Raw genomic sequence first — 26,651 nt, forward strand, 5'->3', positions numbered from 1 at the left:
ACGCGAAGGATTGGAAGGAGGCAGCCGGATCTATTATCTGATGGGGCTCGGCAACGACGTTTACGACGTGCTCAATGCCGGTTCGGGCTACTCCTACGACACCAACGCCTCCTACGCGTTGACCTCCACCGACAACAACACGCTGCGCTTCGAGGTCCGCTCGGGCGACAGCAACTGGTACGACAAGCAGCGGAACGGCGCCGAGCGCTCCGAGGTGTCCAGCCGCGAGCTGATCAAGCAGGGCGTTCCGGCCGAGATCGCCTACAAGTTCACCCTGGAGCCCGGCGCGGCGAACACCGCCAAGGGCTGGCTCGCCTTCGGCCAGCTGATCCAGGATGCCACCGACGGCCAGGCCGGCGCGCCTCCCGGCATGTCGATCAACATGGTCGGCGAGAAGATGTCCGTGATGGTGCGCTATCGCGACGCCAGCGGGACCATCGTCGAGAAGGCGGTCTACCTCGACACCCAGGACATCCAGCGCGGCCACACCTACGACATCGACATCAAGGCGGTGTTCGACCCCACCGGCGCCGGCCGGCTCGTGGTCGTGCGCGACGGCCAGGTCATCGCCGACTACACCGGCCCGATGGGCTACGCCGACACCAAGGGCGTCTACTGGAAGGAGGGCATCTACCGCTCGCCCGCCGCCGAGACGATCGCCGCCACCTATTCCGACCTGCAGATCAACATCGGCGACATGGTCGACATGCCCAAGGCGGGCGCGGCCTATGTCGCGGCGGCGGCGGCGCCGACCCTCGCCCTCGTCACCGGCGCCGTGGCCAAGGACGGGACCGTCGGCGCCACCTTCAAGGGCAGCGCGCCGGCCGGCGCGATCATCAAGATCTACGACGGTTCACAGCTCGTCGCCCAGGGCGTCAGCGGCGCCGACGGGACCTACGTCATCAACGTCGCGGGCGTCACCGCGGGCAGCAACGTCTTCACCGCCACCGCCACCGACGCCGCGGGCCACCTGAGCAAGGTGTCGGCGGAGGTCGTGGTCGAGGTCGGCACCTCGGCGGACATCCTCGGGCGCATCGATGCGATCGCGGCCAAGGCGGACCTGGCGGGCGTCTACCTGACGGACAAGCACGTCTTCACGGTGTCCTCGCTCGCCCAGATGCAGAGCATGAACGCCCTCGACAAGGATGTGCTCGCCAAGATCGACGGCGGATACCAGTTCCAGTTCTGGAGCGGCACGGCCGACAACCGGACCCTGTCGCGCTACGACGCCGGCGGCACGCTGGTCAGCAGCTACACGGCCCTGACCAAGGACGGGGTTCTCCTGCGCGAGACCTTCGTCGATGCGAGCGATGCGGCCAGCTACGCGAAGGAGATCTACCAGTACGGCATCACCGGCAAGAGCTACACCACCATCTACCAGGCCTACGACAAGGCCGGGAACGTCGTGCTCACGACCCGCAGCCACGCGGACGGGACCCCGGACTACTGGTCCAAGGTCGATACCAGCGGAACGCTGACCAAGGTCTACGACGCCGCCGGCAAGCTCAAGTCCACCAATCTCGCCGGCAGCGACGGCGTCACGGTGGTCAGCAACTACAACACCGCCGGCGATGTCACGAACAAGACCACCACCTACGCCGACAAGTCGACCGACACGCAGGTCTTCACCAACGGTGTCCTGACGAACGAGTTCGTGACCCACGCCGCCGGCAGCCTGGTCATGAAGGAGAACTTTACCTACAACATCGCCGGGCAGTCCTACGTCACCCTGCACCAGAGCTACTCGGCCACGAACCAGCTCCTGACCGAGTTCAAGACCCGAGCGGACGGCTCGTTCGACACCATCACCTGGCTGGCCACGGACGGCTCGACCCGCACCCGCATCTACGACACCGCCCAGCGTCTCGCCTCCGAGAAGATCGTGCTGGCCGACAAGTCGAACGACGTGAAGACCTTTGTCGGCGGCGTGCAGACCCGGGAGGTCATCACCCACGCCGACGGCACCAAGGAGGCCTGGGACTTCGGGATCTCCGGCAAGACCTACGGCAGCATCCACCGCTGGTACGATGCCTCGGGCAAGCAGACGAAGCTCGAATACGTGGCCGACACCTGGGTCGACACCAAGTTCGCCCCGGCCCTCGGCCTCGGCAGCGAGCCGGCGCCGACCCTGGCCATGGTGCAGGGCGGCGCCCATGCGGGCCTCGGCCCCGTGATGGGCCCGGCGCCGACGGCGGCGACCCAGATGGTCGGCGGGGCCCTGGTGGCGGTGCTGAAGGGCGAGGCCCTCGCGGGCTCGGCCGTGATGATCTACGACAACGGTCAGCTCATCGGCACGACGACGGCCGCGGCCAACGGCACCTACAGCTTCAAGACGGCCGGCCTCGCGGCCGGTCCGCACAAGCTCAGCGCCTCGACCCTCACCGAGGCCGGCCTCATGAGCCAGACCTCCGACAGCATCTCCGCCTTCGTCATGACCAGCGCGGAGTTCGTGAAGCAGATCGGGACGATCGGCGCCACGGCCGGGCTGGCCGGCGTCTGGCTCACGGACAGCCATGTCCTCACCGTGCCGGCCGGGCGCGTGGCCCAGTACGTCGAGCGCTACGGCGCCGCCTTCAAGGCGATCAAGGGGGACGGCTACAGCTTCGAAGTGAAGAGCGGCACGCCCGACAACCAGACCGTCTCGTCCTACGATGCCGCCGGCACCCTGCAGGACGTGGTGACGCGCTCCTACAAGGACGGCAGCCTCACCAAGGAAGTGGTCGTCCACAGCGGGGCCGACGCGGCCTATGCCCGCGAAGTGCACCAGTACGGGGTCACCGGGAAGAGCTACGTCGAGACCTACCAGGGCTACGACAAGGCCAGAAATCTCGTGCTCTCGACCCGCAGCCACGCCGACGGCACCCTGGACTACCAGGCGGTGCGCGACGCCGACGGCACCACGACGACGCGCTCCTTCGACGCCAAGGGCGTCCTGGCCTCGACCACCGTCGCCGGCACCGACGGCAGCGCGAAGACCGTCACGGTCGACGCCGCCGGCCACGTCACCGCGGTCACCGAGGTCCACGCCGACAAGTCGGCGGTGGCGACGGTCTATGACGGCGCGGCGGTCACGTCGCAGACGGTCACCCATGCCCCGGGCGACGTCCTCGGCAAGGAGGTGTTCCAGTACGGCCTCAAGGGTCTCGCCTACACCGCCACCCACGCGTCCTACGATGCGGCCGGGAAGCTCGTCGCGATCGAGCGGACCGACGCCGACGGGCACCTCGTCTCGACGCTCAAGACCGGCGCCGACGGCTCGACGACCACGGAGAGCTACGTCGGCGGCGTGCTGGACGAGCAGATCATCAAGTACGCGCCCGGCGCGTCGATCGCCAAGATGGTGTTCGACTTCACGCCGCAGGACGCGACGCACGCCTCGCTGGGGACGGCCTTCGACGCCGCCGGGCGCACCCTCTACGCCGATGCGATGCACCGCGACGGCAGTCACGACGTGACGGTCCTGGCCCGCGGCGTGACGGTGGGGTCCTCCCCGTCGGACGACCACTTCACCAGCGCCGGCGCCGACACCTTCGTCTTCAAGGGCGGGTTCGGCCACGACACGATCTCGGGCTTCAACGCCGGCACGGGCTCGCTGCACGACGTGCTCCAGTTCGATGCGGGCGCCTTCCAGCACGACAACCCGATCTGGTCGGCGCGGGACGTCGGCAACGACGTGGTGCTGACCACGATCGCCCACGACACCGTGACGCTTCTCGGTGTCCAGAAGGACCAGCTCGTGATGAACGACTTCCACATCGTCTGAGGCGCTGCGGCCGGGCTCAGGGCCTATCCGAAGGCCGGCCTGCCCGGCCTCCGGCCCCGAACCAGACGGCCCGCCCGGCCCAGGGGCGGGCCGAATGCCGTTGCCCTCCCCGACGCCCTCGGCGCCCAGCCTGCGCCGGGGACCAAGGCCGCGCAAGGAATCACGGCCAGCGGACCGCGCCGCTCCGACGCGCGGACCCCCTCCAGAGCCGGCGATCCCCGGATGTCGGCGCAGGCCGCGGCGGTCCCGGCCGGGGATGCGCCCCGAAGCGTGCGCTCGGGAGTGCTCGCGGCTCTCCGCACATGCGGCTTACGGGCCGGTGCCCGGACCGCCGCCACCCGCGCCAGGCGTGGACGGATCGCGCGCTCGCGGATCGAGCGCCCCGCGCGCTGCCCGTCCCGGAGCGGATCGTCTCTCGCGGCGCACGCCCACCCGCGAACATCCGCCATCGTCCCGGCCATCGCCCGCGCCGGCGTCCGGGACGATCGCGCCGGATCCAGGCGGAACACGGGAGGGACCGCCGCGCCCCGGACGGACCCGACCCAACCCGACCCGACCGACGCCTTCCGTGGCCACGAGCCCGGCGACAGGGCCGGACGGCTGGAGCGGGCCCGCCGGTGTCCGGCCGGGGGAGGCCAGGCGCTGCGGCACGGTCCCGCCTCGGGCGGGTCCGGGGGATGGGTCGTTCGGGTCTCACGCCCTGCGCGTCGGCTCCAGGCGTTGCAAGTGTCCCAAGTGTTCCAAGTGTGCGATGTCGCCCGGCCGCGGAGCCGTCCACGGACCGGGGCGCGTCGCGGCCGCGTCGGGCCGGATCACCCGGAGGGCAACGCAGGCGAGCACGGCCAGGGCCAGCCCGAGCCCGAGGGGCAGGCTCGTCAGGTCGGCGACGACCCGCGGCAGGGCGAACAGGGGCGTGGCACACAGGAGGGCCCGCTCCGGCCAGCCCAGGCCCCCGGCCTCCCGGGCCGCCAGGACGAGGAACAGGGTCGCGGGCACCAGGGGCGCGAGGTCGTAGACCGGCACGTAGGGCGAGAGCAGCGGCACCGCGGCGAGCAGGGCGGCGGAACGCAGGGGCGCCGGCGTCTGCCCGCGCCAGCTCCGGAGGGCGAGGGCCAGCGCGGCCAGGGCGACGAGGCCCTGGAAGGCCCAGGCGGCGGCCATCGCGCCGCCCGCGAGCCGCACCGCGCCGAACGCACTGACGTTGATGTCGAGGCCCGCCCCGGCGTCCCGGAGGATGATCTGGTTCGTGGTGCCGAGGGTCTGCAGGAAGCCGATCCAGGCGGCCGGGCCGAACGCCGCCAGCGAGGCGGCGACCAGGGCGAGCATGGTGGCGAGGCAGGCGCCCAGGCAGGCCCGGCGGCCCGTGGCCAGGAGCAGGAGCGGCGCCAGCACGGCGAAGTGCGGCTTGTAGCAGAGCAGCCCGAAGCACAGCCCCGCCAGCCAGGGGCGCCGGTCCACCCAGGCCGCGCCCAGCGTCAGGAACCCGGCGGTGAACAGGCCGTTCTGGCCGTAGACGAGCGTGCAGAAGACGAGCGGATGCGCGAGCGCGATCCAGGCGCCGTCGCGGTGCCCGGCCGCGATCCGCATCGCGAAGGCGAACACGCCGACGGACAAAGCGGTCCAGAGCCAGAAGGCGGCTTGCGGCTCCCACACCGCCAGGGCGGCGGCCGGCAGCAGGAACACCGGCGGGTAGTGCCAGGCGAAGCGGCAATCCGGCCCGAACGCGGCCTTGAGGTTCGCGAGATGCACCGGTAGGTCGTAGGGCTCCCCGGCGCGGCCCTCCAGCGCCGCGCGGCCGGCGACCCAGATCTGGCTGAAATCCACGCCGAGCCCGTCGCCCTGCCAGTTGCGCCGCGGCGTGGGGCCGGTGCCGTACAGCACGGCGACGATGCCGAGGGTCAGCGGCACGAGGATGAGGGCGGCGCGCCGGGCGAAGGCGAGCAGGCGCGCATCGGAGCCCACCAGGGCCGCGAACTCGGCCCGACCTGCGCCGAGGGGCGAAACTGCGGCTCTGCGCCGTCCCGTCATGGCCATTCGGATCCCACGCACCAGGCACGCCCCGGGGGACCGGGGGCCGCGCGGACGGCCACGGCCCGGGCGGCCGGAGGCTGCGTCCGCCCCGACCAGTAAGGCCGGAAGCGCTTAACAAACCGCGCCCTGCCCCTGGGAACGCGGTCAATCCGACGTGTCGAACGTGTCCGACGCGACGTCGTCGCGCGGACGGTCGGCGTCCGGTCCGCCGGGGACCGGGACCGGCCGATGACGCGCGGGGCCTGCCGCCGGCTCCGGATCGCGCGGCCCCGGCCCGCGCGCGCAGGACGAGGCCCGATCCAGGCCGGCCGCCGAAACGCCGGCCGTGCCGCTGGCCGGACCCGTAGCCAGACCCGTGGCCAGACCTCTGGCCATGAGGCTCACCGCCAGGACGGCGAGGAGGAGGCCCGCGGCCCGGTTCACCCGGTTCAGGGTGCAACTGGTCAGGCCGCGCCGGAACAGCGCGACCGCCGTGTTGAGGGTGATCCACCAGCCGAACGACCCCAGGAACACGCCCGCCGCCAGGAGCGGGAGCGGGGCGCTGCCCGGGACCGGCAGGGCCGGCAGGGCGGCCAGGAACAGGACGGGGGTGATCGGGTTCGCCAGGGCGAGCCCGATGGCGCTGCCGTAGCTGGCCACCAGGCTGCGGTGCCCCGCGCCCGGCAGGCCCAGGACCGCGACGCGGCGCAGGACCCGGATGGCGACGGCCAGCAGCACCGCCCCCGAGACGAGGGAGGGCAGGGCCGCGTTCGACCAGGCCGCCGGCAAGCCGGCGCCCCAGCCTGTCGCCAGGGTTCCGTAGGTCAGGTGGACCGTCGCGACGCCGAGCCCGGTGGCGAGGCCGGTGGGCAGGCCGCCCGCGAGCGTGCGCTGGATGCAGAGCAGGCTCGTCGGGCCGATGGGGGCGGCGATGGACAGACCCAGGCTCGCGCCGGTCAGCAGGGCCGTGACGAGGACGCCCATGGCGCCCGCGGCGGGGCGCCTAATCGTCCTCCGCGCGGTCGAGGGGGACGAGGTCCGCGCGGGGCGCGACGGGGGTGCGGCTCGCCTCCGGGCACCCGATCTGAGCCCGCTCCAGGGCCGAGGAGGCCTGGGCGCAGGCGAGATCGGGCAAGTCGTTGAGTTCGTCCGCCCAGGTCACCGTGCAGGACAGGATGATGATAACGCCGGCGCATAAGATCTTCATGGCTGGATCCTCCGAAACACCGATAGTCTAGGCAGGCCGGGAGGCCAGGCATCCACCGGACGGCGGATGGCGTGGCCGCCGCCGCTCCGGTCGCCGCGGACCCCGCACGGCGCGCGCGTCTCATCGGGAAAGGCCTGTCCTACCAGGGGCTTGCCGCCGTTCCGGACGCCGGCCGGATCCCGCCCGCCATCGCCTCGGCCCTGTACGGAGGGCGCCGCCGACGTCCCCGTGCCCCCGTCGGGCCAGCGACATCCCCCATTCGGAGGATACCGCTGCTGGTTTTGGACTGATATTGGTCTTATCAAGATCAGACAGATCACTGATGGGGCGGGCCGGTGCGGGAAGCTCTAATCGACCGGATCTACGAGGCGGCCGGCACGCCGGAACTTTGGCCGGACGTGCTCCAATGCTTCGGAGAGACCGCGCATTCCGATGGCGGCGTGCTCATGGTGCTGCCGCCCGCGGGCACGCCGCGCTGGATCGCCTCCCCCGCCCTCGAGCGCCGCCTGCGGCATCACACCGACGCCGCGACCGGGCGCGGCAGCGGGCGCACGGCGCAGTGGCGCGCCCTCGCCCATGGCAGCTTCGTCCGCGACGTCGACCTGCTGCCGGGCTCCTATGACGGCCGGGCCTGCCGGGTCGACGAACCGTTCTGGCAGGTGGGCACGACGATCCCCCTCCCCACCGGCGACGTGGCCATCGTCACGGCCGAGCGCCGGGCCGAGGCGGGTCCGCACGAGGCCGGCCTCCTGCCGCGCCTCGATGCCCTGCGGCCGCATCTCGTCCGCGCCTGCCAGCTCAGCGCGCAATTCGGCTCCGAGCGCGCCCGTACCACCACCACGGCCCTTAGCCGGATCGGGCTGCCGGCGGCGGTCCTGTCGGCCTCGGGCCGGGTCCTGACCATGAATGCCCGCCTGCAGGAGCGGGACGAGGTCCTGCCCTCGGGCCAGCACGGCGGCCTGCTGTTCAAGAGCCTGGCCAACAGCAAGCTTCTGCAGGACGCGATCGCCAACGTGGTCGCCGGCCGGCGCACGGCCCAGACCATGCCGGTGCGCAGCTACGCCGACCACCGCGCCCACATCGCCCATATCCTGCGCTTCGACCGGCACCCCGGCGACGTCTTCGACGCCTCGGCGGTGCTGCTCATCCTGGTGGAGGTCGGCGTCCGGGCGGCGCCGGATGACGGCCTCCTCCACCTGCTTTTCGACCTGACCCCGGCGGAGGCGCGCCTGCTCCAGGCCCTGGCCGGGGGCCTGCGCCTGCAGACCTATGCGGAGAGCGTCGGCGTGCAGACCAGCACGGTGCGGACCCAGCTCACCTCGATCTTCAACAAGACGGGGACCAAGCGGCAGGCGGAACTCCTCAGTATCGTCGCCTCGCTCTCGCTGTTCAGCGGGCCGTCGGTCCCGTGCTGAGGCCGGCACCGGGGGAGGCGCCGTCCGGCCCGACGGCGTCCGGGAAGGCGTCCGGGAAGGCTTCGAGGAAGGCGTCCAGGGCGGCGGCGGTCGGGAAGGCGTCGAAGGCTCCGAACTGACCGGTGGCCAGCGCCCCGCAGGCCGCCGCGCGCCGCAGGGCGGCATCGAGGGGGGCCTTCGCCAGCAGGGCCGCCATCAGGCCGGCCGCGAAGGCGTCCCCTGCCCCGACCGTATCGATCGCCGTCACCGCGAAGGCCGGCTGGCGCAGGGGCGGCAGGCCGGGGCGGAACGCGATCGCGCCGCGCTCCCCCAGGGTCACCACGAGGCAGGCCGGGCCGCCGTCGAGGAGGGCGGCGATGGCCGGCGTCGGGGCGCGCGTCCCGGTCCGGATGGCTTCCAGAGTCTCGGCCGCGCCGAGGCCGAGTTCCGCCGCCTCGATCCCGTTGACCACGAGGATCGTGGTGTCGGCCAGGATCGCGGGGTCGAGGGGGCGCATCGGCGACGGGTTGAGCAGGGTGGGCCGCCCCTGCCCCCGGGCCAGGGCGAAGGCCTCGCGGATGGGCGCATCCGGGGATTCGAAGGTCGCCGCCACGAGGTCGGCGTCTTCGACGCGGGCGGCGGCGGCCCGGACATCCGCCGCCGTCAGGGCGAGGTTGGCCCCGAGGCAGACCGCGAGGCAGTTCTCCCCCGCCGGATCGACGAAGGCGACGCCGGCCCCGGTCGAGCCCGCACGCGGCACCAGCATCGTGTCGGGAAAGCCCACCTGCGCGAAGGTCGACCGGACCACCGGGGAGAACACGTCCTCGCCGACGGCGAAGAGCCCGTCCACCCGGACGCCGAGCCGGTGCGCGGCCAGGGCGAGGTTGAAGCCCTTGCCGCCGGGCTCGGCGCGGAAGGCCGAGCCCGCGAGGGATTCGCCCGCCTGCGGCAGCCGTGCGACCTTGACCGAGCAGGCGATCACGAAGCTGCCGATGACGAAGACCCGCATGGAGCACCCCGGGCTGATCCGATATAAGCATCCCTACCGGAGGTCGGTCGGACGTGCGCCCTAGAAATCGGACGATACACGGCGATGTCGCGCCGGATCTCGCGGCCGGTGATCGCCCCTCGGTGCTGTCCCTGCTGCGGCTGCGCGGCGACACCGCCATGCCGCTCTACCGGCAGATCGAGGGCCAGCTGCGCGAGCTGATCCTGTCGGGCTCGCTGCCGCCGGGCGTCATCCTGCCGGCCGAACGGCAACTGGCCGACAGTCTGGGGGTCAGCCGCGTCACGGTCCAGCGCGCCTATGCCGAGCTCAGCGACGAGGATCTGCTCGTCCCCCGCGGGCGCTCGGGCTTCCTCGTGCGCCACCGCCCCGAGCCGGTGCGCCCGGGCATGGACCGCCTCAAGGGCTTCACCGAGGAGATGCGGGAGCTCGGCAAGATCCCCTCCTCCCGCATCCTGGAGCGGGCGGTCACCGAGGACCGCTCGATCGCCTCGATCTTCGGCCTGCCCTCCACGGCCCCGTTCCTGCGGCTGACCCGCGTGCGCTCCGGCGACGGCGTGCCGATGTCCCGGGAGGTGGCCTGGTACAACCTCCGGGCCGTGCCCGCCCTGGAGACCGGCGACCTCTCCGGCTCGGTCTACGCCTTCCTGGCCGAGCACCCGGGCGGCCGCCTCGTGCGCTGCGAGCAGACCGTGGAGGCGACGATGCCGAATGCGGCCGAATGCGAGATCTTCGCCTTCGCCCAGCCCCTCCCCTGCCTGCTGATCAAGCGCCACAGCTACAACGGCGACTCGGTGATGATCGAGTATGTCGAGGGCCTGTTCCGCGGCGACGCGTACCGCTACCGCCTGAACCTGAGCACCTGAGGCGCGAATCCGCGCGGCCGTGCCCGGATCGGCACGCCGGCGCCGCTCCGGAGCCGAGCCCCGAGCCGCCCGCAGCGATCCGCCGGACGCGGCGGGCCGCGCTGGCGCCTGCGCCGAATCCGCGCCGCCGCGGCGTGGATCATCCGCCCGTGCCCGCCCGAAGTCTCTAATCATTTTTCGTTATTCAAAGAACCAAAGGTTTGATTTTCCTCGTTGTCCTGCTGAGGTACGTAAAAATAAACGCAAAAACGGCAGCGTTATCGTCTAATCGCGAATGGTTGTTCTGGAGCCCTGATCTTTACTGCCACTCATCTGGCTCCTCTGAAGCGCGCATCAGGACCTGTTCGCGTCGATAGATACGCTGTGGTCGTCGTCGTTCGTATCTTTTCTGTCGCAGGGAGACAGGGACGCCATGTATACGATGGACGGTAATCTCGGTGAATGGGCGCCTTCCGATCGTCTCAATCCTGTCGGCAGCGGGCCGACGGATTACGGCCTCTACGGGCACATCCAGGGCGGCGTGGCATCCTTCGCCATCACGGCCCCCGCCGGAACCGCGATCGGGACCTACACCACGCTCTGGCTCGACACCGATGCCAGCGCGGCGACCGGATACACACTCTTCGGCCTCTACGGCGGCTACGATTTCAACATCAACATCGCGCCGGACGGGAAACCCTATCTCTATACGGGGGCCGATGGGGGGAACCTCGTCTCTGGCATACCCCTCGCCTACGCCTACAATGCCGATCGCACGGTGCTGGAATTCAGCCTTCCGACCGCGCAGATCGGTGGGCCGATCAGCCTGAACGTCCTCGCGGACGTCAACAACGCGGTCTTCATTCCCGGCGATTACGCGGCAGGCCCCTACACGATCGCAGAGACCAATCAGCCCGGGGACCTGACCCTGTCCGGCCTGACCAACGGCGATGCGACCGAAGGCACGCCCATCGTGGCGACCCTCAGCGATGCCGATGGCCTGATGCCCGGTGGGACGGTGCTCTACACTTTCCTGGATATCGTCACGAATCAGGTGCTGCAGGCGACCGCGTCCAACAGCTACACGCCGACCTACGGCGACAGCGGCAAGATCATCGCCGTCACGGCCACCTACACCGACGCCCTCGGGCATGCGGACACGGCCTCCGCCTCGGCCGGCACCGTCATGGACGTGGACCGGGCCGGCAGCCTGCTCCTGTCGGGCTCGGTGGCGGAAGGCGAGACGGTCAGCGCCAGCCTGTCGGACCCCGACGGGGTCCCGGCCGCGGGGAGCGTGCGCTACGCCTTCCAGCTCGACGGCAGCACGGTCGAGACGAATACCTCCGGCCAGTACACCTTGGGCTACGCCGATGCCGGCAAGGCCCTGTCCGTGGTCGCGAGCTACACCGATGGGCAGAGCCATGCCGGCGTTGCCTCGGCCACGGGGGGCAGCGTCACGGACGTGGATCGCGCCGGCAGCGTCCTGCTCTCGGGCCTCATCGCGGAAGGCGAGACGGTCAGCGCCAGCCTGTCGGATCCCGACGGCACCCCGGCGCCGGGGGGCGTGAGCTACGCCTTCCGGCTCGACGGCAGCACCGTCGAGACCAACACCTCCGGCCAGTACACGCTCGGCTATGCGGATGCCGGCAAGCTGCTCGCGGTGGTCGCGAGCTACACCGATGGGCAGGGCCATGCCGGCATCGCCTCGGCCGCGGGTGGCGCCGTCACGGACGTGGACCGCGCCGGCAGCCTCCTGCTCTCGGGACCGATGGTGGAAGGCCAGACCGTCAGCGCCAGCCTGTCGGATCCCGACGGGGTCCCGGCCGCCGGCGGCGTGAGCTACGCCTTCCAGCTCGACGGCAGCACGGTCGAGACCAACACCTCCGGCCAGTACACCCTTGGCTACGGCGACGGCGGCAAGGCCCCCTCGGTGGTCGCGAGCTACACCGATGCGCAAGGGCACGCGGACATCGCCTCGGCCGCAGGCAGCACCGTCACGGACGTGGATCGCGCCGGCAGCCTGATCCTGGTGAGGTCGATGGCCGAGGGCCAGACCGTCAGTGCCGTCCTGTCGGATCCCGACGGGGTCCCGGCACCCGGCGCCGTGCGCTACGCCTTCCAGCTCGACGGCAGCACGGTCGAGACCAACACCTCCGGCCAGTACACGCTCGGCTATGGCGAGGCCGGCAAGGTCCTCGCGGTGGTTGCCAGCTACACGGATGCTCAGGGGCATGACGGCGTGGTCGCGGCCGCGGGCGGCACCGTCACGGACGCGAACCGGGCCGGCAGCGTCCTGCTGTCGGGCCTCGTCGCGGAGGGCGAGACGGTCAGCGCCAGCCTGTCGGACCCCGATGGGCCTCCGGCGCCGGGGAGCGTGACTTACGCCTTCCAGCTCGACGGCAGCACCGTCGAGACCAACACCTCCGGCCAGTACACCCTCGGCTACGCCGATGCCGGCAAGCTGCTTGCGGTGGTCGCGAGCTTCACCGATGGACAGGGCCACGCGGACATCGCCTCGACCGCGGGTGGCAGCGTCACGGACGTGGACCGCGCCGGCAGCCTCTTGCTCTCGGGCCCGATGGTGGAAGGCCAGACCGTCAGCGCCAGCCTGTCGGATCCCGATGGGACTCCGGCGCCGGGGGGCGTGACTTACGCCTTCCAACTCGACGGCAGCACGGTCGAGACGAATACTTCCGGCCAGTACACCCTCGGCTACGCCGATTCCGGCAAGCTGCTCGCTGTGGTCGCCAGCTACACCGATGCGCAGGGCCACGCGGACATCGCTTCGGCCGCGGGCGGCAGCGTCACGGACGTGGATCGGGCCGGCAGCCTGCTCCTGTCCGGCCTGGTGGCGGAGGGCCAGACCGTCAGCGCCAGCCTGTCGGATCCCGACGGCACCCCGGCGCCGGGAGGGGCGAGCTATGCCTTCCAACTCGACGGCGCCACCGTCGAGACCAATGCCAGCGGCCAGTACACCCTCGACTACGCCGATGGCGGCAAGGTCCTCTCCGTGATCGCCAGCTACAGCGATGCGCAGGGCCATGACAGCGTGGTGGCAGCCGCGGGGGGCAGCGTCACGGACGTGGACCGGGACGGCAGCCTGCTCGTGTCGGGCCTGGTGGTGGAGGGCAAGACCGTCAGCGCCAGCCTGTCCGACCCCGACGGGGTCCCGGCACCGGGGGGCGTGCGCTACGCCTTCCAGCTCGACGGCAGCACGGTCGAGACCAACACGTCCGGCCAGTACACCCTCGGCTACGCCGATGGCGGCAAGGTCCTCTCCGTGATCGCCAGCTACACCGATGCCCAGGGGCATGACGGCGTGGTGGCGGCCGCGGGCGGGAGCGTGGCGGACGGGGACCGGGCCGGCAGCCTGGTCCTGGCCGGCCTCAGCGAGGGCAAGGCCGTCGAGGGACAGATGCTCACCGCCCGGGTGACGGACGCGGATGGCGACCCGGCCGCCGGCAGCGTGGCCTACGACTTCACGCTCGACGGGATCGTGGTCGAGACGAACACCACCGGTGTCTATACGCCCGGCTACCAGGATGGCGGCAAGTCGCTCACCATCGCTGCGTCCTACACCGATGGCCTGAGCCATGACGGGCGCGCCACCGAGACGATCGGGGCGATCATCGACGTGGGATCGCGCAACTCCGTCACGTTCAACTTCGCCTTCGACGCCTCGCAGGTCCGGATGGACGAGGGACGCGCGTTCCTCATCGATCCGAACGGGCTGTCCCACGACGTCACCGGGATCTACGAGATCAGGTTCACCGATGGGACCATCGTCGAGAACGATGCGAGCCCGCTGGTCGACGACCTGTTCTACTACGGGAGCAACAAGGACGTCTGGCGGGACGGCATAGATGCCGACACGCACTACGCCCAGTTCGGCTGGCAGGAGGGCCGCGATCCGAACGCCGCGTTCTCCACCACGGGCTACCTGGCGGCCAATGCGGATGTCGCGGCCGCCAAGGTGAATCCCCTGACGCATTACGAGACCCAGGGCTGGAAAGAGGGCCGCGATCCGTCGTCGAGCTTCGACAACGAGCTCTACCTCGCCCGGAATCCCGACGTGAAGGCGGACGGCATGAATCCCCTGACCCACTACCTCGCTTTCGGTCAGGCCGAGGGACGCGAGACCTACGACGCCGTGGGCCGCGCCACCGACCTGAACACGCATCCGGGCTTCGACGCGGAATACTATCTGCTGTCCAACCGCGACGTCGCCCAGGCGGCGCTCAAGGCCGGCGGGGACAGCTTCGCCTTCGCGTACCAGCACTACGAGACCAACGGCTGGCACGAGGGCCGCAACCCGAATGCGATCTTCGACACCCAGGCGTACCTGAACGCCTACGCGGACGTCGCCGCGGCCAACATGGATCCGCTGGCGCATTATCACGAGTTCGGCTGGAAGGAAGGGCGCGATCCCTCCGCCAGCTTCCACACCAACGCGTACGAGGCGGCCAACCCGGACGTCGGCGCCGCGCAGATGGACCCGATGCTGCACTACCTGCAGTTCGGCGCGATCGAGGGCCGTTCCCCCTTGGGCTGACGGCCTCGGGCGGCCGGGAGATTCCCGGCCGCGCCCGCGGCGGCGGTTCGGGGCCGGGGGGCAGTCGGAGAGCTCGGGCCGCTCGCGCGGCTCCGAGCCTCAGCGCAGGAGGTTCGTCTTCGCCAGGTCGAGCACCGAATCCCCGCGCCCGCTCATCACCGCCCGCAGGACGTAGAGGCTGAAGCCCTTCACCTGCTTGCCGTCGATCTTCGGGGGCATCGAGAGTTCCTGGCGGGCCACCACGCAGTCGAGGAGGGCCGGCCCCGGATGGGCCATCACCTCGCGCACGGCGCCCTCCAGCTCGGCCGGGTCCTCGACCCGGACGGCATGGATGCCGGCGCCGCGGGCCATGGCGGCGAAGTCCGGGTTGTCGAGGGACACGCCGGTCTCGATGTAGCCGGCGGCCTTCATCTCGAGCTCGACGAAGCCGAGGGTGCCGTTGTTGTAGACCACGATCTTCAGGGGCAGCTGCTGCTGGCGCAGGGTGAGGAGGTCGCCCATCAGCATGGTGAAGCCGCCGTCGCCGGAGAGCGAGACCACCTGCCGATCGGGATAGGCCGATTGCGCGCCGATGCCCTGCGCCATGGCGTTGGCCATCGAGCCGTGCACCCAGGAGCCGATCAGCCGGCGCCGGCCGTTCATCTTGAGGTAGCGCGCCGCCCAGATCGTGGGGGTGCCGACATCGGCCGTGAACACCGTGTCGTCGTCGGCCGCCTCGCTGACGAGCTTGGTCAGGTATTGCGGGTGGATCGGCTGCGGGCCGGATTTGAGGCCGAACCAGCTCCGGGTCGGCGTGACCGTGGCGAGGTCGTCGAGGTCCTCCCGCGCCTTGGCGTAGTGCTTCAGGGCGGCGTCGAGATGCTTGCGCTCGGTCTTGACCGTGAGCTTCGGCAGCAGGGCCCGGATGGTGTCGTCCACGTGGCCGACGAGGCCGAGGTCGAGCTTGCACCGGCGCCCGAGCTGGCCCGGGCGGATGTCGACCTGCGCGATCGTCGCGTCCTGCGGGTAGAACTGCCGGTAGGGAAAGTCGGTGCCGAGCATCAGCAGCGTGTCGCAGGACATCATCGCGGCATAGCCCGAGGCGAAGCCGATCAGCCCGGTCATGCCGACGTCGTAGGGGTTGTCGTACTCGACCACGTCCTTGCCGCCGAGCGCATGCACGATCGGGCTCTTCAGGGCCTCGGCGAGCTGGAGCAGCTCGGTATGGGCCCCCGCGCAGCCGCGCCCGCACAGCAGGGTGATCCGCTCGGAGCCGTTCAGGAGGTCGGCCAGCGCGGTGAGCTCGGTCTCGGCCGGCCGCACCACGGGCCTGGGCGGGATCAGCCCCGCATTGGGGGCGACCCCGCGGGTGGGCGCGTCCATCAGGGCGACGTCGCCCGGGATGATCACCACGGCGACGCCGGAGAGGCCGATCGCCGCCCGCATGGCGTTCTCCAGCACCTGCGGCAGCTGGGAGGCGTCGCCCACCATCTCGCAGTAGTGGCTGCACTCGCGGAACAGCTCGCCCGGATGCGTCTCCTGGAAGTAGCCCGAGCCGATCTCGGACGAGGGAATATGGGCCGCGATGGCCAGCACCGGGGTGCGGGTGCGGTGGCAATCGTAGAGGCCGTTGATCAGGTGGACATGGCCCGGCCCGCAGGACCCGGCGCAGACCGCGAGTTTGCCCGAGAGCTGGCTGTCGGCTCCCGCCGCGAAGGCCGCCACCTCCTCGTGCCGGACATGGACCCAGTCGATGGTGCCCCGGGCCCGCAGCGACTCGGTCAGCGCGTTCAGGCTGTCGCCGACGATGCCGTAGATCCGCTGGACGCCCGCCTGATCCAGGGTGTCGACGATGAGGTCCGCGACGGTGACGATCTTCATGGCGCTCGGCTCCGGTTGTCCTCCTGCCGAACGGGACGTCGCACCCCCCGGTTCCAGCCGAGGGTTGTGTCCCGTGCACAGCTGTCACCCGGGGGCGTTGGCCCGTCGCGCGACCTCGACACGACCTCCGCCGTATACCCGGCGCGGTTTTCCCGCCCGGAAGTCCGCGTTGCGGCCTTTCTCGCGGGGTACAGGCAATTTGAGCGACCCGGTTAGGCCGTTCTTCGCACGGCCCCCTGAATCCTGCGATATCCGAATCCTGCGACGTCCGAATCCTGCGATGTCCGATCGGTCTCGAGATCCGTCCCATGCAAGACCGCCGCGCCGCGCCCTGGATCCGGTCCGATCACGCCGGCCGCCTCACCCTCGACGCACGCGCGAAGATCGCCTGCCGGGTCGATGATGTCTCCCGGATTGGGGTCAGGATCACCCGGCCGGATGCCGCCTCGGTGCCGCGTCCCTGCCTGCCGACGGCCACACCGCTGAACAGTCGCAAGGTCTTCCACATCGTCTGGCCCACCCAGGACATGATCGGTGCGCCGTTTCGATGCCGATCCGCCCCGGGCATCGTTGTTACCGGGTCGTAACCACTCAGGACTTACCTTCGCTCAGACCACAACCACATGGCACTCCCGATGGAAGAGAGACGATCCGAGCCCCGTTCCCGCACGTTGCTGGCAGGCAAGATCGCGTTGCACGGTGGCGGCGTGATCGACTGCACCCTGCGCAACCGCTCCCCGTCCGGCGCCCGCCTCCGGGTCGCCAGCGTGGTCGGCATTCCCGACCGCTTCACGCTGCTCCTGGAGATGCAGGGCGAGCGTCGCCCGGCCCGGGTCGCCTGGCGCAAGCAGGGTGAGATCGGCATCCAGTTCGTCGACGAATCGGCCCCTTAGGACCGGCGGACTACCAGATCTCGAGCACGGCGAGGCGGTCGGTGACCGCCACCGTGAAGGCCTGCATTGGCGCCAGCGCGGTGACGCCGACGACGCCGTCATCGCCGAAGCGGTGCAGCCGCAACCGCCGGGGCGGGCTCGAAAGGTGCAAGTCCACGGTGCGCGGCGCGCTGTCCGGGCGGGGCGCCCGGGCGTTCCGATCCCAGCCGTCGAGCCCGAGCCAGACCGGCACCAGCAGGGCGCCGTCCGCCCGCGCGAAGCTGGCCGCCACGAGATCGGGCACGCCCACCGGCAGCACCACCCCGATGCGGTCCCGGGACGCCCGCGCCTCCTCTGCGCGGCCGTTGAACAGGCGGATCAGGCTTCGCACGGCCGCGAAGGACGCGCTCGGCGTGCCGTCATGGGCGATGAGGCCGAACCGGCTCTCGGGGTCGGCCTCGCCCCCGTCGAAGGCGGAGATCAGCTCGTAGAGATAGGTCCGCCGCACGCCCTGCAGGTAGCTCCACAGGAGCAGGCGCGGCAGGTAGCGGGCGCGGACGGCTTCCGAGACCGGCAGGTGGGCGCTCCGGGTGGCCAGGGCCGTGTGATAGCCCGTTTCCGTGACGATGACCGGCGCGGAGCCGAAGACCGGACGAACGGCCGCGACGAAACCGCCGAGACTGCCCGCGCCTCGGGTCTCGGGATGCTCCATCCCCGGATAGGCGTGGACATTGGCGAGATCGACCGAGGCGGACAGGTTCTCCGCGGCGGCGATGTTGGCCTGGATGTAGCTCGGCCCAGCAACCCGGACGGTGCGATGCCGCGGGGTGTCCCGCACGGTGCGGAACAGCGCCGCCTGATGATCCGCGGACAGGCGGGCAAGGCCCGGCCGCGCGGCCACCGGCGGCTCGTTGCCGCCCTCCACGACGACGAGCCCGTCCTCGGCCCAGTCGGCGATCTCGGCGAAGCGCTCCGGCGGTACGCGGGGACCGGGCGTCAGGCCGTCGTAGAAGACCAGACTGAAGCGGTAGCCCCGGCGGGCGAGACCGGCGATCCGCTCGAACTGCCCGGAGGGCTCCGTGCCGACGAGGACGATGTCGTCGCGCAGGTGACGCAGGCCGAGGTCGTCGAGGGCGGCGGCGCACTCGGCAAAGCGCGCGACGTAGGGCGAGCCGCCATGGCCGAGATGCACGTTGATGCCGATGGCATCGATCAGGTCCTCGCAGCGATGCACGGGCGCGGGCGCGGCCACGACCCGCGGTGCGAAGACCCCCGCCGCCAGGGCCAGGGTCGCCCGGCGGGTGAGCCGGCTCACGCCAGGCTCGCCAGAATGGTGGCTCCGGAATCGGTCTCGACGAGGCTGCGCGCTTCAACGCGAAACGCCTGAGCCTCCTGAACCGCCCGCAGGAGGTCGCGCAGGTGATGCCCGAGCAGGGCCTGGGCCGCGGGCGAGCTGAAGTTGTGGTCGACCTCCGGCACGATCGCCACGGGCGCGCCGAGACGCCGATCCGCCCGACCGGGCGCACGCCCGAGATGGCGATGCAGGGCGGCGAGCCCGGGGTCACCGGCGCTATAGACGAGGCGGATCTCGGCACCCCGTCGCCGCAGTCGCGCGACCCGTCGGGCGACGGAGCCGCCGGGGGAGATTGGGTTTACGAGGCGCCGCAGCCGCCGCACGGCGGCCGCGAGGCTGCGCTTGGCCAGGGTCGCACCGATCGCCCGCACGTGGATCTCGCCGCGCAGGAGCCGCCGCCAGGTCGCACCCCGCTTGAGCAGCGCCGCGTAGGTACCGGTGCTGCCGAAGGTCTGGCGGATCGCGGCGTCGACATCCTCGTCCGGGTCCCAATCGAAGCAGTAGAGGTTGACGAGGAGCGCTCCATCGACCCGCGCGTCGCGGCAGAGGGCCTGGAACGCCGCATGGGCGCCGCTGCAAGTGCCCACGAGGACGATGGGTCCTCGGACCTCGGCCAGGTGATCGAGGGCCCGGCCCACATCCGCGAACCCGTCGGGGGCGTAGGGCGGCTTGCGGCCATCCGACCGGCGGCCGCTGTCGCCGATGCCGGCGAGATCGAAGCGGAGGGAGGGAACTCCGTCCGTAGCGAGTCTGCGGGCGAGTGTCGTGGTCTGCCGGCCCCAGCCCGAATGCACGGTCATGCCGGTCGAGACGAACACCACTGTCGGCGCGCCCGGATCCTGCCGACGCGGCGTACAGCGGATGCCGAACAGGTCCGGCTGGAACCGGGCAGGTGTCTCGGACCAGTCGCTGCTGGCGAGGCGCGCCGGGCCGAGATGCAGGGGGATCGCGGGTCCGGCGATCGTCACGCCGTCCGTCGCGAAAGCGGTGATGCGATCGAAATCCGCCTCAGGGACCTCGGCGAAGATCGGGTCGCCGACGAGGAGCGGAAGGCCCGGCAGTGGTCCCGTCTCGACGGCACTGCCGAGCGCCGTTAGGCGTCCCGCCAGCGTCCGGGTTTCCGGGGCGAGGAGGAGGGTTCGCGGCGCCGGCGCACGTGGGATCGCGGTGGCGTCGAGGGCGCCAACATCGGCCAGGAAGGCCGCATCCATGCGGAAGCCCCCGACGGACAGGCCGTCCGGATCCGCCGTCGGGGCCACACCCCCCGCGACACCGCCCACTGTCCGGGCGCGAAGCCGCATCTCGCGGAGATAGGCGCGTCCGGTGACGGCCGGTGCCAGCAGGACCAGGCGGTCGACCGCCTCCTCCTGGGCCGCCAGAAGAGCCAGATTGGCGCCGAGACGCAGGCCGACGAGGACGATCTCCGTGACGCCGGTCGTCTCGCGCAGGAGCTGCACTGCCCGGCGGATTGCCGCGACATTGGCCGAAACCCGCGCCTCGGCTGGATCGCCAGAGTTGCCCTCCCCCGGATAGTCGAACCGCAGGGTCGGGCAGCCGGCCGCGGCGATCCGATCCGCCAGGGCACGCCAGGGGCGATGGGCGGCCATCTGCTCGAAACCGAAGGCGCCGCACAGGACCACGCCACGCCGGCCCGCGGCCGGGTGGATCCACCCGAACAGGTCGTCGAAGGTCACCGGCACGGCGGCGTCGGGCGCCGCGCTCGTCCCATGCTGGTGGCGGACCTCACGCGTCATGACCGAACCTCACGCTCTCTCTACTGTTGAGGGCCGCAACCATGCCCTGCGGGAGCCGCTGGCAACCGGGAAAGCGAACCAGCCTGTCCGACCCCGGCGCTAGGTGGAAGCCACTGTCGCAGGGCCGCGCCGCGGAACTCCGTACGGTCACACCGAGGGCGAGGTGGTCGGTTCCGACGCGCAGGGTCGGCACGGATGCACCCGCCACGGGTTCGACCCGCAGGCCGATCGCCTCGGGGGTGACCGGCCGGGTGCCGGGAAAGTGGAAGCTCTCGGCGACGACCGCGCCGTCCGTATCGGTGAGACGGGCATGTGCCACGTCGTGGATGCGGGGGCCGAAGCGGTAGCTGTCGGTGGCATCGAAGAAGCGGCCGAGCATCTCGGCCGAGGAGAGGGTCAGGGAGGCGCGCGGGTCGAGCGTGATCCCGCGCTCTGCCCGCGCCGCGACCTTGCCGGTTCGGTCCGCGAAGGTCAGTGCGACGCGCAGGTCCACAGGCCCGGCGGTCTCGTTGTGAACATGGATGTATAGACCGCCCAGGCCCTCGTCCGACAGGGTGATCTGAACCGGACGGAAGGCCCGCTTCAGAGCGTACCACCCGGATTTTGGAGCTTGGGTCCAGTCGATCACGCCCCAGCCGGTGCCTGGTCCGAGGTCGCGCAGGAACCAGACGAGGCCGCCGGCCGTCGGAGAGCGCGCTCGGCGCCACTCGGCGAAGGTCTGCTCCATGACCTCGGCCACGGCAGCGCGGCCGAGTTCGAGGTAGCGCTCGGGATCGTCGGCGCGCAGGGGGGCGGGATCGACCCCGTAGAGCAGGCCGACATAGTGGTCGCGCACCTGCTCGAAGTCCCAGTCGGCGCCCCGGTCGCGGGGGATGCCGCGCGTCCAGAGCGGATCGGCGGGCCGTCGCTGCCCGAGCGTCGCCGGTTCCGGCAGGTTGGCGAAGGCGAGGCATTCGCTGGCGAAGCCCACCTCGGCCCGGCGCGCATCCTCAAGAGGCCGACGATAGGCACCGACGCCGTAATAATGGGTACAGCCCGCGCTCGGCGAGAACGGCAGGTCGCCGCCTGACGGCGAGTTCGGCACCACCACGAGGTCGGGACGGGTGTCGGCGACGAGCCCTGGCAACGTTTCGCTGCCGAAGGCGTCGGCCCAGACGGTCCGTGGCGCTCCGAGCATGGCCGCCTGCTGCCAGACCTCGCTGCCGCCGCAGATCACGGCGAGGGAGGGGGCGAGCTGAACTCGGTCGAGCACGCCCGTCACCTCGCGCGCGAGGGCGTCGGTAAAATCGGCGGCGTCGTGCGTATAATCGAAATTCGCCAGCATCAGGTCCTGCCAGACGAGGATGCCGGCGGCGTCGCAGAGGTCGTAGAATTCGGACGCGGGATAGAGGGTGGTGCCGGGGACGCGCAGCATGTTCATGCCGGCCTCGCGCGCGAGGTCGACGAGGGTGCCGCACTCCTCGGTCCCGAGGCCGACGAGGTCCGACGGGGTCCAATTGGCGCCGCGGCAGAACACCGGCACGCCGTTGACGGCGAGGGCCAGACCTTCTGCGAAGGGACGTGTCAGCGACAGGGTGCGAAAGCCTGTCCGGCCGAGATCGATGGTCGTGCCGTCGACCTCCACGCTCACGGCATGGAGGTGGGGCGTGCCGTGGGTATGGGGCCACCAGGGCGCAATGCCAGGCAGCGACAGGGTTCCGGCGTACAGGCCGGGCGCGGATTCCGTCAGGACGATCGCCCGCCCGTCGCAACGAAGCGTGACCGACGCGGGGTGGCCGCTGATCCGAAGGCGCGCCGAGAGCCGGCCTGCGTCGCCATCATAGATGGCCCGAAGGTCGGCTTCCATCAGACCGAGGTGCTGGGGCTCCACTGTGATCGGGCGGAAGGGACCCACGAGGTCGATTTCCGGGCACCAGCCCGGCATGAACCCGAGGAGGCTCGTGCGGACGTGGCGCAGGGAGCCCGGAGTAATCATCCGGGGGCGCCAGCGGCCGCGCTTCGACGGGCGGTCGAGCTCCGCCTTGAGCGACCGGAAGCAGAGGGCCAGCTCGGTCCCCGGCCGGAGATCGGCCTCGACTTCGTGAGCCTCGAACATCGAGCGTGAGACCAGAACGGGCACGCCGTCGAGCCACACCTCGGCGAGCGTCGCCAAGCCCTCAAAGCGCAGGCGGATGGGGCCACTGCGGGCCAGCGGACTCCGGTACCAGACGTCCTGATCATGAATCGGCGTCGGGGTCGCCTCGGACCAGAGTCCGGCGTCCCGCAGGGCTGCGGCGGCGGTACCGGGCACCGGGGCGGGGATCCAGTCGGCGGTGTCCGAGAGGTCGCCAGGCCCGGTCCAGGCACCGGGAGGCGTCAGCGTGAGCCGCCAGGGGCCGTCCACGGCCTGCGGCACGACACCGTCTATCGACCGGATCCGGGCCATGATCCGTCCCTATCGATCGAGCGCGCGGTCGAGGGCCGCGAACACGTCCGCGTAGGTGGCCGCGAGCCGGTCGAGACGCGCTGCGAGGCCGTCGGCACCGCGGCGGTGAAAGGCCCGGGCAAGCTGGAACTGGAAGGCCTTGGCCTCGACGGCGAGGCGTGAGGCCGCGTCGGAGGCGGGAGCGAAACGCCCCGTACCCGCCGCCTCAAGCCAGGCGAGATGGCTCGCGAGCATCTCGAAATTCGCGCCGAGCTGGCGCGTGGTGTTGAAGGCGTAGGCGTGGAAGATCCCGAGGGGGCGCTGAACCAGGGCTGGTGCCGTCCGCGTGAGAGTGTCGCGAAACGCCAGGATCGGGTTGTGCCCTGGCGCCCGGTCGCGGTGGCGTCGGAGCAGGTCGAGCGCGGCGTCCGGCAACTCCGCCGGGCTCATGGGAGGGGCGACCGCCTTCACGAACTCCGCGTAGGGCGGCAGCACGGCGGATCCGAAGAGGCCATGATAATCGTCGCCGGAGAGCCGGAAGCGCCCGGCATTGTGGAGGTAGTCGAGCTCCCGTGTGTCCGGGTCGAGAGCCAGGATGCCGATCGTGGTCTTGCCGTGCTCCCGGCCGTAGGTGGTGCCCTGGGTGTCGGGCAGGTAGATCGCGTCGACCTCGACCAGCACCGGCCGGCCCTGCCGGACCTGGAGCAGCGCCTGTGCTTCGAGGGTGTCGTAGACCGCGAGTTCCAGCACCTCGAGCCCATAGAGCCGCTCGAGATCGGCTGCCTGTGGCTTGAAGAACGTGAACTGATCGCCCTCGAAATCCTGCCGCAGGGTGAACCCCAACATCGCCTCCGGCACGAGGCCGCGCCCGTGCAGGAGTTCGATCCAGAGGTCGACATAGCAGTTCGTCTCCGGCCAGTTGCGGTCAGCTCCATGGAGCGGATGCGGCGCGCAGGGCATCGCGGGGCCGAGCCCCGGCGCCGGCCGGAGAAGTGCGGCGGTCACCAGCTCAACCCCAAAGGGTGGTGCGCACGGAATCCGGCCAGGCGGCAAGGTCCAGGCCGTGATGGCGCAGAAGCGCCAGGGTGATCCGCTCCAGGCCGAAGCCGACGCAGGCGGTGTGGGCGACGCTGCCGTCGGCTTGGCGCAGGTCCCAGGTCGTTCCGAAATGGTCCTGGTGGTAGTTGAAACTGAGGCAGGCGGTCGGCTTCTCGACGCTGTTCACGGGCACGTTCAGCTCGAACTTGAGGTTCTGCTGGCGCTGGTTGTTGGCGAGCATCCGACCGGCCCGGCCGAAGAAAGGATCGTTGGCCACGTCGATCGCCAGGGGCAGCGCGAGGCTGCGGATCATCTCGCTGCCGCGGGCGAGCCAGGATTCGCGGAAGGCCAGCACCTGCTCAGGGCTACCCATGCGGACGAATTCGCGCATCCGGAAGAGCTGCATCCGGGTCGGCTCCAGGCTGGGCTCGCGCCGGAAGCAATAGGATTGCAGGTCGAACAGGCCACCCTCTGCCGGCAGACGGCCGCGCGCTGCGGCGGCCGGGTAGAGGGGGTAGCAGGCCGCGGGGGTGAGCACGATGTCCGTCGCCTGCTGGTGACCAGTCCAGTCGTTCCGGGCCTCGACGCAGGCGAGAAGCTCGGCATGCTCCGCCTCGTTGCCGCAGAAACTGTGCACCGTGCCGGCGAGGTTCGGGAAACCCTTCAGGTAGCCGCTGCGCTCGAAGGCCGGCCGGCTCATTGCGGGGGGAAAGCGCATCACCTCCGCGCTATCCGTCGCACCGAGTCGGCTGATCAGGCGTTCGAGGGCGTCGACGACGCTCTCGAAGGCGCCGCTGCGGCCGTAGAGGCCGTCGATGCCGGTGCGCACCAGGAGGCCCTGGTCGAACAGGCGGTCGAGGAAGCTCGGGACGGCGCCCGAGGCATCGTCAAAGATCTCGGCGGCTCCGGAATCTGCCGGAAGAGAGAAGGTCGAGTCCATCACGCGCTCATGAGCTGGCCGCCGCCCTTCTGCACGAGCAGAAGCTTGGCGGTGTTGGCGAGGATGCGGTCGTTTCCGATCATCAGCGGTGCCGACAGGATGTCGCGCAGTGGCCGGCCGAGGCTGAAGGGCGTGCCGTTCTTGTAGCCGGCGAGGCCGACGATCGAGAGGGCGCGCTGCACGATATCGACGGCCATCTCGGAGGTGGTCGTCTTCAGGTTGTTGAGCATGACGGAGAAGCCGATCGACCCGATGGTGTCGGCGTCACCCTGCGCGTCCTCGTAGCGGCGGAGCCCCGACACGATGGCGGCCCGCATCGCCTGGAGGGTGTTGGAAACTTCCGCGAGGCGCAGGGCCGTGGGCGGCACCTGTCCCGGCTGGCGCCGGGCCTCGGCCTGCACGAAGGTGCGGGCGCGGTCGACGGCGGAGTTGGCGATGCCGAACCAGACGCTGCTCCACAGGAGGTGCGAAGAGGCCAGCATCGACTGGGCCGCGATCTCCGCGAAGGGCTTGGGCAGGATCTGCTCGACGGCAATATCCCGCGCCTCCAGACGAAAGCCGTCGCTGCAGGTGCCGCGCATGCCGAGGGTGTCCCACACGGTCTTGCGCTCCAGGGAGATCTGGTCGGCGAACAGGGCCACCAGCACTTGGTCGGAGCCCGCGGCTTCGGGGTGACGTCGGGCGGTGGCGAGGATCAGGTCCGCCTGCGTCCCGTAGGAGATCACGGAGGCGTCCTTGCCGAGGGCGAAGACGCTGCCGGTGGTCTCGACGGCGCAGAAGCTGGTACGCAGGTCGCCGCCGATTCCAGCTTCCGTGGTCGAGGAGGCGACGAGGAGCTGCTCCCGGGCGATCTGTTCCATCAGGTGGCAGTGCCAGGCGCTGTCTAGCCCATGTGTCACGAGGCTCGCGACCTTGATGTGGTGCATGGCGAACACCATCGCGGCACTGCTGCACGCCTGCCCGAGGGTGCTGCACAGGTCCGCGATCTCTCTCAGCCCCGCGCCTTCGCCGCCGAATTGGCTCGGGATCTGTAGTCCCAGCAGGCGCTCCGCCTTGAGGGCCGTGACCGCCTCCAGCGGGAAGCGACCGTCGCGGTCGACCGAGTCGGCGTGAAGCGCAGCGACTGCCGCCGCGCGCTGCCCGCGCTGGGCCACGGTGCTCATGCGGCCTTGGGACGAAGGACGGTGGCCACGGTCTCGCGGATCGCAGCGATCGACGCGAAGGACTTGCGGGTTAGGAACTCGTCCGGAAATTCGATGCCGAACCGCTCCTCAAGGGCCAGCATCAGCTGGACCGAGCCGAACGAGTCGAGGCCGCGATCGAACAGGCTGTCGTCGTCGCCGATCTGTTCGGCGACCGGGGCCAGCGCCTCATTGGTTGCGAGGATCTGGCGGATGTCCTGGGATGTGACCAAGGTACGGCTCCTGTCTAAGCACTGATTCATGTACTGGTCAGCCGAATGAATTGTCAAATAACAAGGAGCGCAATGGTAAATACCGGCCTCTGTTGTATGCAATTGAGCTTGCCGGCTAAGGGCCTTCTGATGCTCACCCACGTGCCGAACCTTGGCGCAGCCTCTTGATCTTCGCGCAGATCCTTGCAGTTGGCGCCCTTCCCGGATCTCTTCGTAAGACCGCCCTCCTAAACAATTC

Annotated in this window: 18 protein-coding genes; 6 read left to right on the top strand and 12 right to left on the bottom strand. The window is 70.7% G+C overall.

The window, feature by feature from the left end:
• The first annotated feature begins 40 nt into the window (after positions 1-40).
• On the top strand, positions 41-3,763 hold the full coding sequence (locus CRT23_RS09730) for a heparin lyase I family protein (protein ID WP_103709523.1): 3,723 nt from the start codon (positions 41-43) through the stop codon (positions 3,761-3,763).
• Positions 3,764-4,456: 693 nt separating this feature from the next.
• Here CRT23_RS09730 and CRT23_RS09735 read toward each other — a convergent pair.
• The 3 genes from CRT23_RS09735 to CRT23_RS09745 form a co-directional block, all read right to left on the bottom strand.
• Complete coding sequence (locus tag CRT23_RS09735) at positions 4,457-5,791, bottom strand: glycosyltransferase family 87 protein (RefSeq protein ID WP_245436097.1); 1,335 nt, start codon at positions 5,789-5,791, stop codon at positions 4,457-4,459.
• Positions 5,792-5,938: 147 nt separating this feature from the next.
• Positions 5,939-6,757: a LysE family transporter gene (locus CRT23_RS09740; RefSeq protein WP_103709525.1), complete on the bottom strand. Its 819-nt coding sequence runs from the start codon at positions 6,755-6,757 to the stop codon at positions 5,939-5,941.
• A gap of 19 nt (positions 6,758-6,776) precedes the next feature.
• Complete coding sequence (locus CRT23_RS09745) at positions 6,777-6,980, bottom strand: hypothetical protein (protein WP_103709526.1); 204 nt, start codon at positions 6,978-6,980, stop codon at positions 6,777-6,779.
• Between the two features lie 335 nt (positions 6,981-7,315).
• Between CRT23_RS09745 and CRT23_RS09750 the strand changes: the two genes are divergently transcribed.
• Positions 7,316-8,395, top strand: a complete 1,080-nt coding sequence (locus CRT23_RS09750) for a hypothetical protein (protein ID WP_103709527.1) — start codon at positions 7,316-7,318, stop codon at positions 8,393-8,395.
• Here CRT23_RS09750 and CRT23_RS09755 read toward each other — a convergent pair.
• Positions 8,370-9,383, bottom strand: coding sequence for a PfkB family carbohydrate kinase (locus CRT23_RS09755; protein ID WP_103709528.1), 1,014 nt, complete (start codon positions 9,381-9,383; stop codon positions 8,370-8,372). The genes CRT23_RS09750 and CRT23_RS09755 overlap by 26 nt on opposite strands.
• A 53-nt stretch (positions 9,384-9,436) precedes the next feature.
• On the opposite strand from CRT23_RS09755, the gene CRT23_RS09760 reads away from it, so the two are divergent.
• Positions 9,437-10,246: a GntR family transcriptional regulator gene (locus CRT23_RS09760; RefSeq protein WP_082512907.1), complete on the top strand. Its 810-nt coding sequence runs from the start codon at positions 9,437-9,439 to the stop codon at positions 10,244-10,246.
• A gap of 412 nt (positions 10,247-10,658) precedes the next feature.
• A complete protein-coding gene (locus CRT23_RS09765) occupies positions 10,659-14,777 on the top strand; it encodes a hypothetical protein (RefSeq protein ID WP_103709529.1) in 4,119 nt (1,372 codons plus the stop codon).
• A 99-nt stretch (positions 14,778-14,876) separates the two neighbouring features.
• On the opposite strand, the gene poxB is transcribed toward CRT23_RS09765, so the two are convergent.
• Positions 14,877-16,637, bottom strand: a complete 1,761-nt coding sequence (gene poxB / locus CRT23_RS09770) for a ubiquinone-dependent pyruvate dehydrogenase (protein ID WP_103709530.1) — start codon at positions 16,635-16,637, stop codon at positions 14,877-14,879.
• 308 nt (positions 16,638-16,945) lie between these two features.
• Here poxB and CRT23_RS09775 point away from each other — a divergent pair, with 308 nt between their 5' ends.
• Both CRT23_RS09775 and CRT23_RS09780 read left to right on the top strand, forming a co-directional pair.
• A complete protein-coding gene (locus tag CRT23_RS09775) occupies positions 16,946-17,224 on the top strand; it encodes a hypothetical protein (protein WP_103709531.1) in 279 nt (92 codons plus the stop codon).
• Between the two features lie 36 nt (positions 17,225-17,260).
• Positions 17,261-17,530 carry a PilZ domain-containing protein gene (locus tag CRT23_RS09780; protein ID WP_245436098.1) on the top strand — a complete coding sequence of 90 codons (270 nt, stop codon included), beginning with the start codon at positions 17,261-17,263 and terminating at the stop codon, positions 17,528-17,530.
• 10 nt (positions 17,531-17,540) lie between these two features.
• Here CRT23_RS09780 and CRT23_RS09785 read toward each other — a convergent pair whose 3' ends face one another.
• From CRT23_RS09785 to CRT23_RS09815, 7 genes are read right to left on the bottom strand one after another with little or no spacing between them, the layout of a single operon-like run.
• Entirely contained in the window at positions 17,541-18,824 is a 1,284-nt protein-coding gene (locus tag CRT23_RS09785) for a hypothetical protein (RefSeq protein WP_103709532.1), read from the bottom strand.
• The gene (locus CRT23_RS09790) at positions 18,821-20,617 is read right to left on the bottom strand and encodes an alpha/beta fold hydrolase (RefSeq protein ID WP_103709533.1); all 1,797 of its coding nucleotides are present in this window, start codon (positions 20,615-20,617) and stop codon (positions 18,821-18,823) included. The genes CRT23_RS09785 and CRT23_RS09790 overlap by 4 nt, the downstream gene beginning before the upstream one ends.
• On the bottom strand, positions 20,607-23,042 hold the full coding sequence (locus tag CRT23_RS09795; protein WP_103709534.1) for a glycoside hydrolase family 2 protein: 2,436 nt from the start codon (positions 23,040-23,042) through the stop codon (positions 20,607-20,609). The genes CRT23_RS09790 and CRT23_RS09795 overlap by 11 nt, the downstream gene beginning before the upstream one ends.
• A 9-nt stretch (positions 23,043-23,051) precedes the next feature.
• Positions 23,052-24,026: a DUF1839 family protein gene (locus tag CRT23_RS09800; protein WP_103709535.1), complete on the bottom strand. Its 975-nt coding sequence runs from the start codon at positions 24,024-24,026 to the stop codon at positions 23,052-23,054.
• A 4-nt stretch (positions 24,027-24,030) separates the two neighbouring features.
• Positions 24,031-24,999 carry an amino acid--[acyl-carrier-protein] ligase gene (locus CRT23_RS09805; protein ID WP_103709536.1) on the bottom strand — a complete coding sequence of 323 codons (969 nt, stop codon included), beginning with the start codon at positions 24,997-24,999 and terminating at the stop codon, positions 24,031-24,033.
• Positions 24,999-26,162 (bottom strand): acyl-CoA dehydrogenase family protein, encoded by a 1,164-nt coding sequence (locus tag CRT23_RS09810; RefSeq protein ID WP_103709537.1) that lies wholly within the window; start codon positions 26,160-26,162, stop codon positions 24,999-25,001. The genes CRT23_RS09805 and CRT23_RS09810 overlap by 1 nt, the downstream gene beginning before the upstream one ends.
• Entirely contained in the window at positions 26,159-26,395 is a 237-nt protein-coding gene (locus CRT23_RS09815; protein WP_245436114.1) for an acyl carrier protein, read from the bottom strand. Before CRT23_RS09815 ends, CRT23_RS09810 begins: the two co-directional genes overlap by 4 nt.
• Between the last annotated feature and the right edge of the window lie 256 nt (positions 26,396-26,651).

It is taken from the genome of Methylobacterium sp. V23, assembly GCF_002917135.1.
Classification (GTDB): Bacteria; Pseudomonadota; Alphaproteobacteria; order Rhizobiales; family Beijerinckiaceae; genus Methylobacterium.

Coding starts and splice junctions, on each gene's coding strand:
- CRT23_RS09730 (WP_103709523.1), top strand. CDS start 41: ATGGGGCTCGGCAACGACGTTTACGACGTGCTCAATGCCGGTTCGGGC.
- CRT23_RS09735 (WP_245436097.1), bottom strand. CDS start 5,791: ATGACGGGACGGCGCAGAGCCGCAGTTTCGCCCCTCGGCGCAGGTCGG.
- CRT23_RS09740 (WP_103709525.1), bottom strand. CDS start 6,757: ATGGGCGTCCTCGTCACGGCCCTGCTGACCGGCGCGAGCCTGGGTCTG.
- CRT23_RS09745 (WP_103709526.1), bottom strand. CDS start 6,980: ATGAAGATCTTATGCGCCGGCGTTATCATCATCCTGTCCTGCACGGTG.
- CRT23_RS09755 (WP_103709528.1), bottom strand. CDS start 9,383: ATGCGGGTCTTCGTCATCGGCAGCTTCGTGATCGCCTGCTCGGTCAAG.
- CRT23_RS09765 (WP_103709529.1), top strand. CDS start 10,659: ATGTATACGATGGACGGTAATCTCGGTGAATGGGCGCCTTCCGATCGT.
- poxB (WP_103709530.1), bottom strand. CDS start 16,637: ATGAAGATCGTCACCGTCGCGGACCTCATCGTCGACACCCTGGATCAG.
- CRT23_RS09775 (WP_103709531.1), top strand. CDS start 16,946: ATGCAAGACCGCCGCGCCGCGCCCTGGATCCGGTCCGATCACGCCGGC.
- CRT23_RS09780 (WP_245436098.1), top strand. CDS start 17,261: ATGGCACTCCCGATGGAAGAGAGACGATCCGAGCCCCGTTCCCGCACG.
- CRT23_RS09790 (WP_103709533.1), bottom strand. CDS start 20,617: ATGACGCGTGAGGTCCGCCACCAGCATGGGACGAGCGCGGCGCCCGAC.
- CRT23_RS09795 (WP_103709534.1), bottom strand. CDS start 23,042: ATGGCCCGGATCCGGTCGATAGACGGTGTCGTGCCGCAGGCCGTGGAC.
- CRT23_RS09805 (WP_103709536.1), bottom strand. CDS start 24,999: ATGGACTCGACCTTCTCTCTTCCGGCAGATTCCGGAGCCGCCGAGATC.
- CRT23_RS09810 (WP_103709537.1), bottom strand. CDS start 26,162: ATGAGCACCGTGGCCCAGCGCGGGCAGCGCGCGGCGGCAGTCGCTGCG.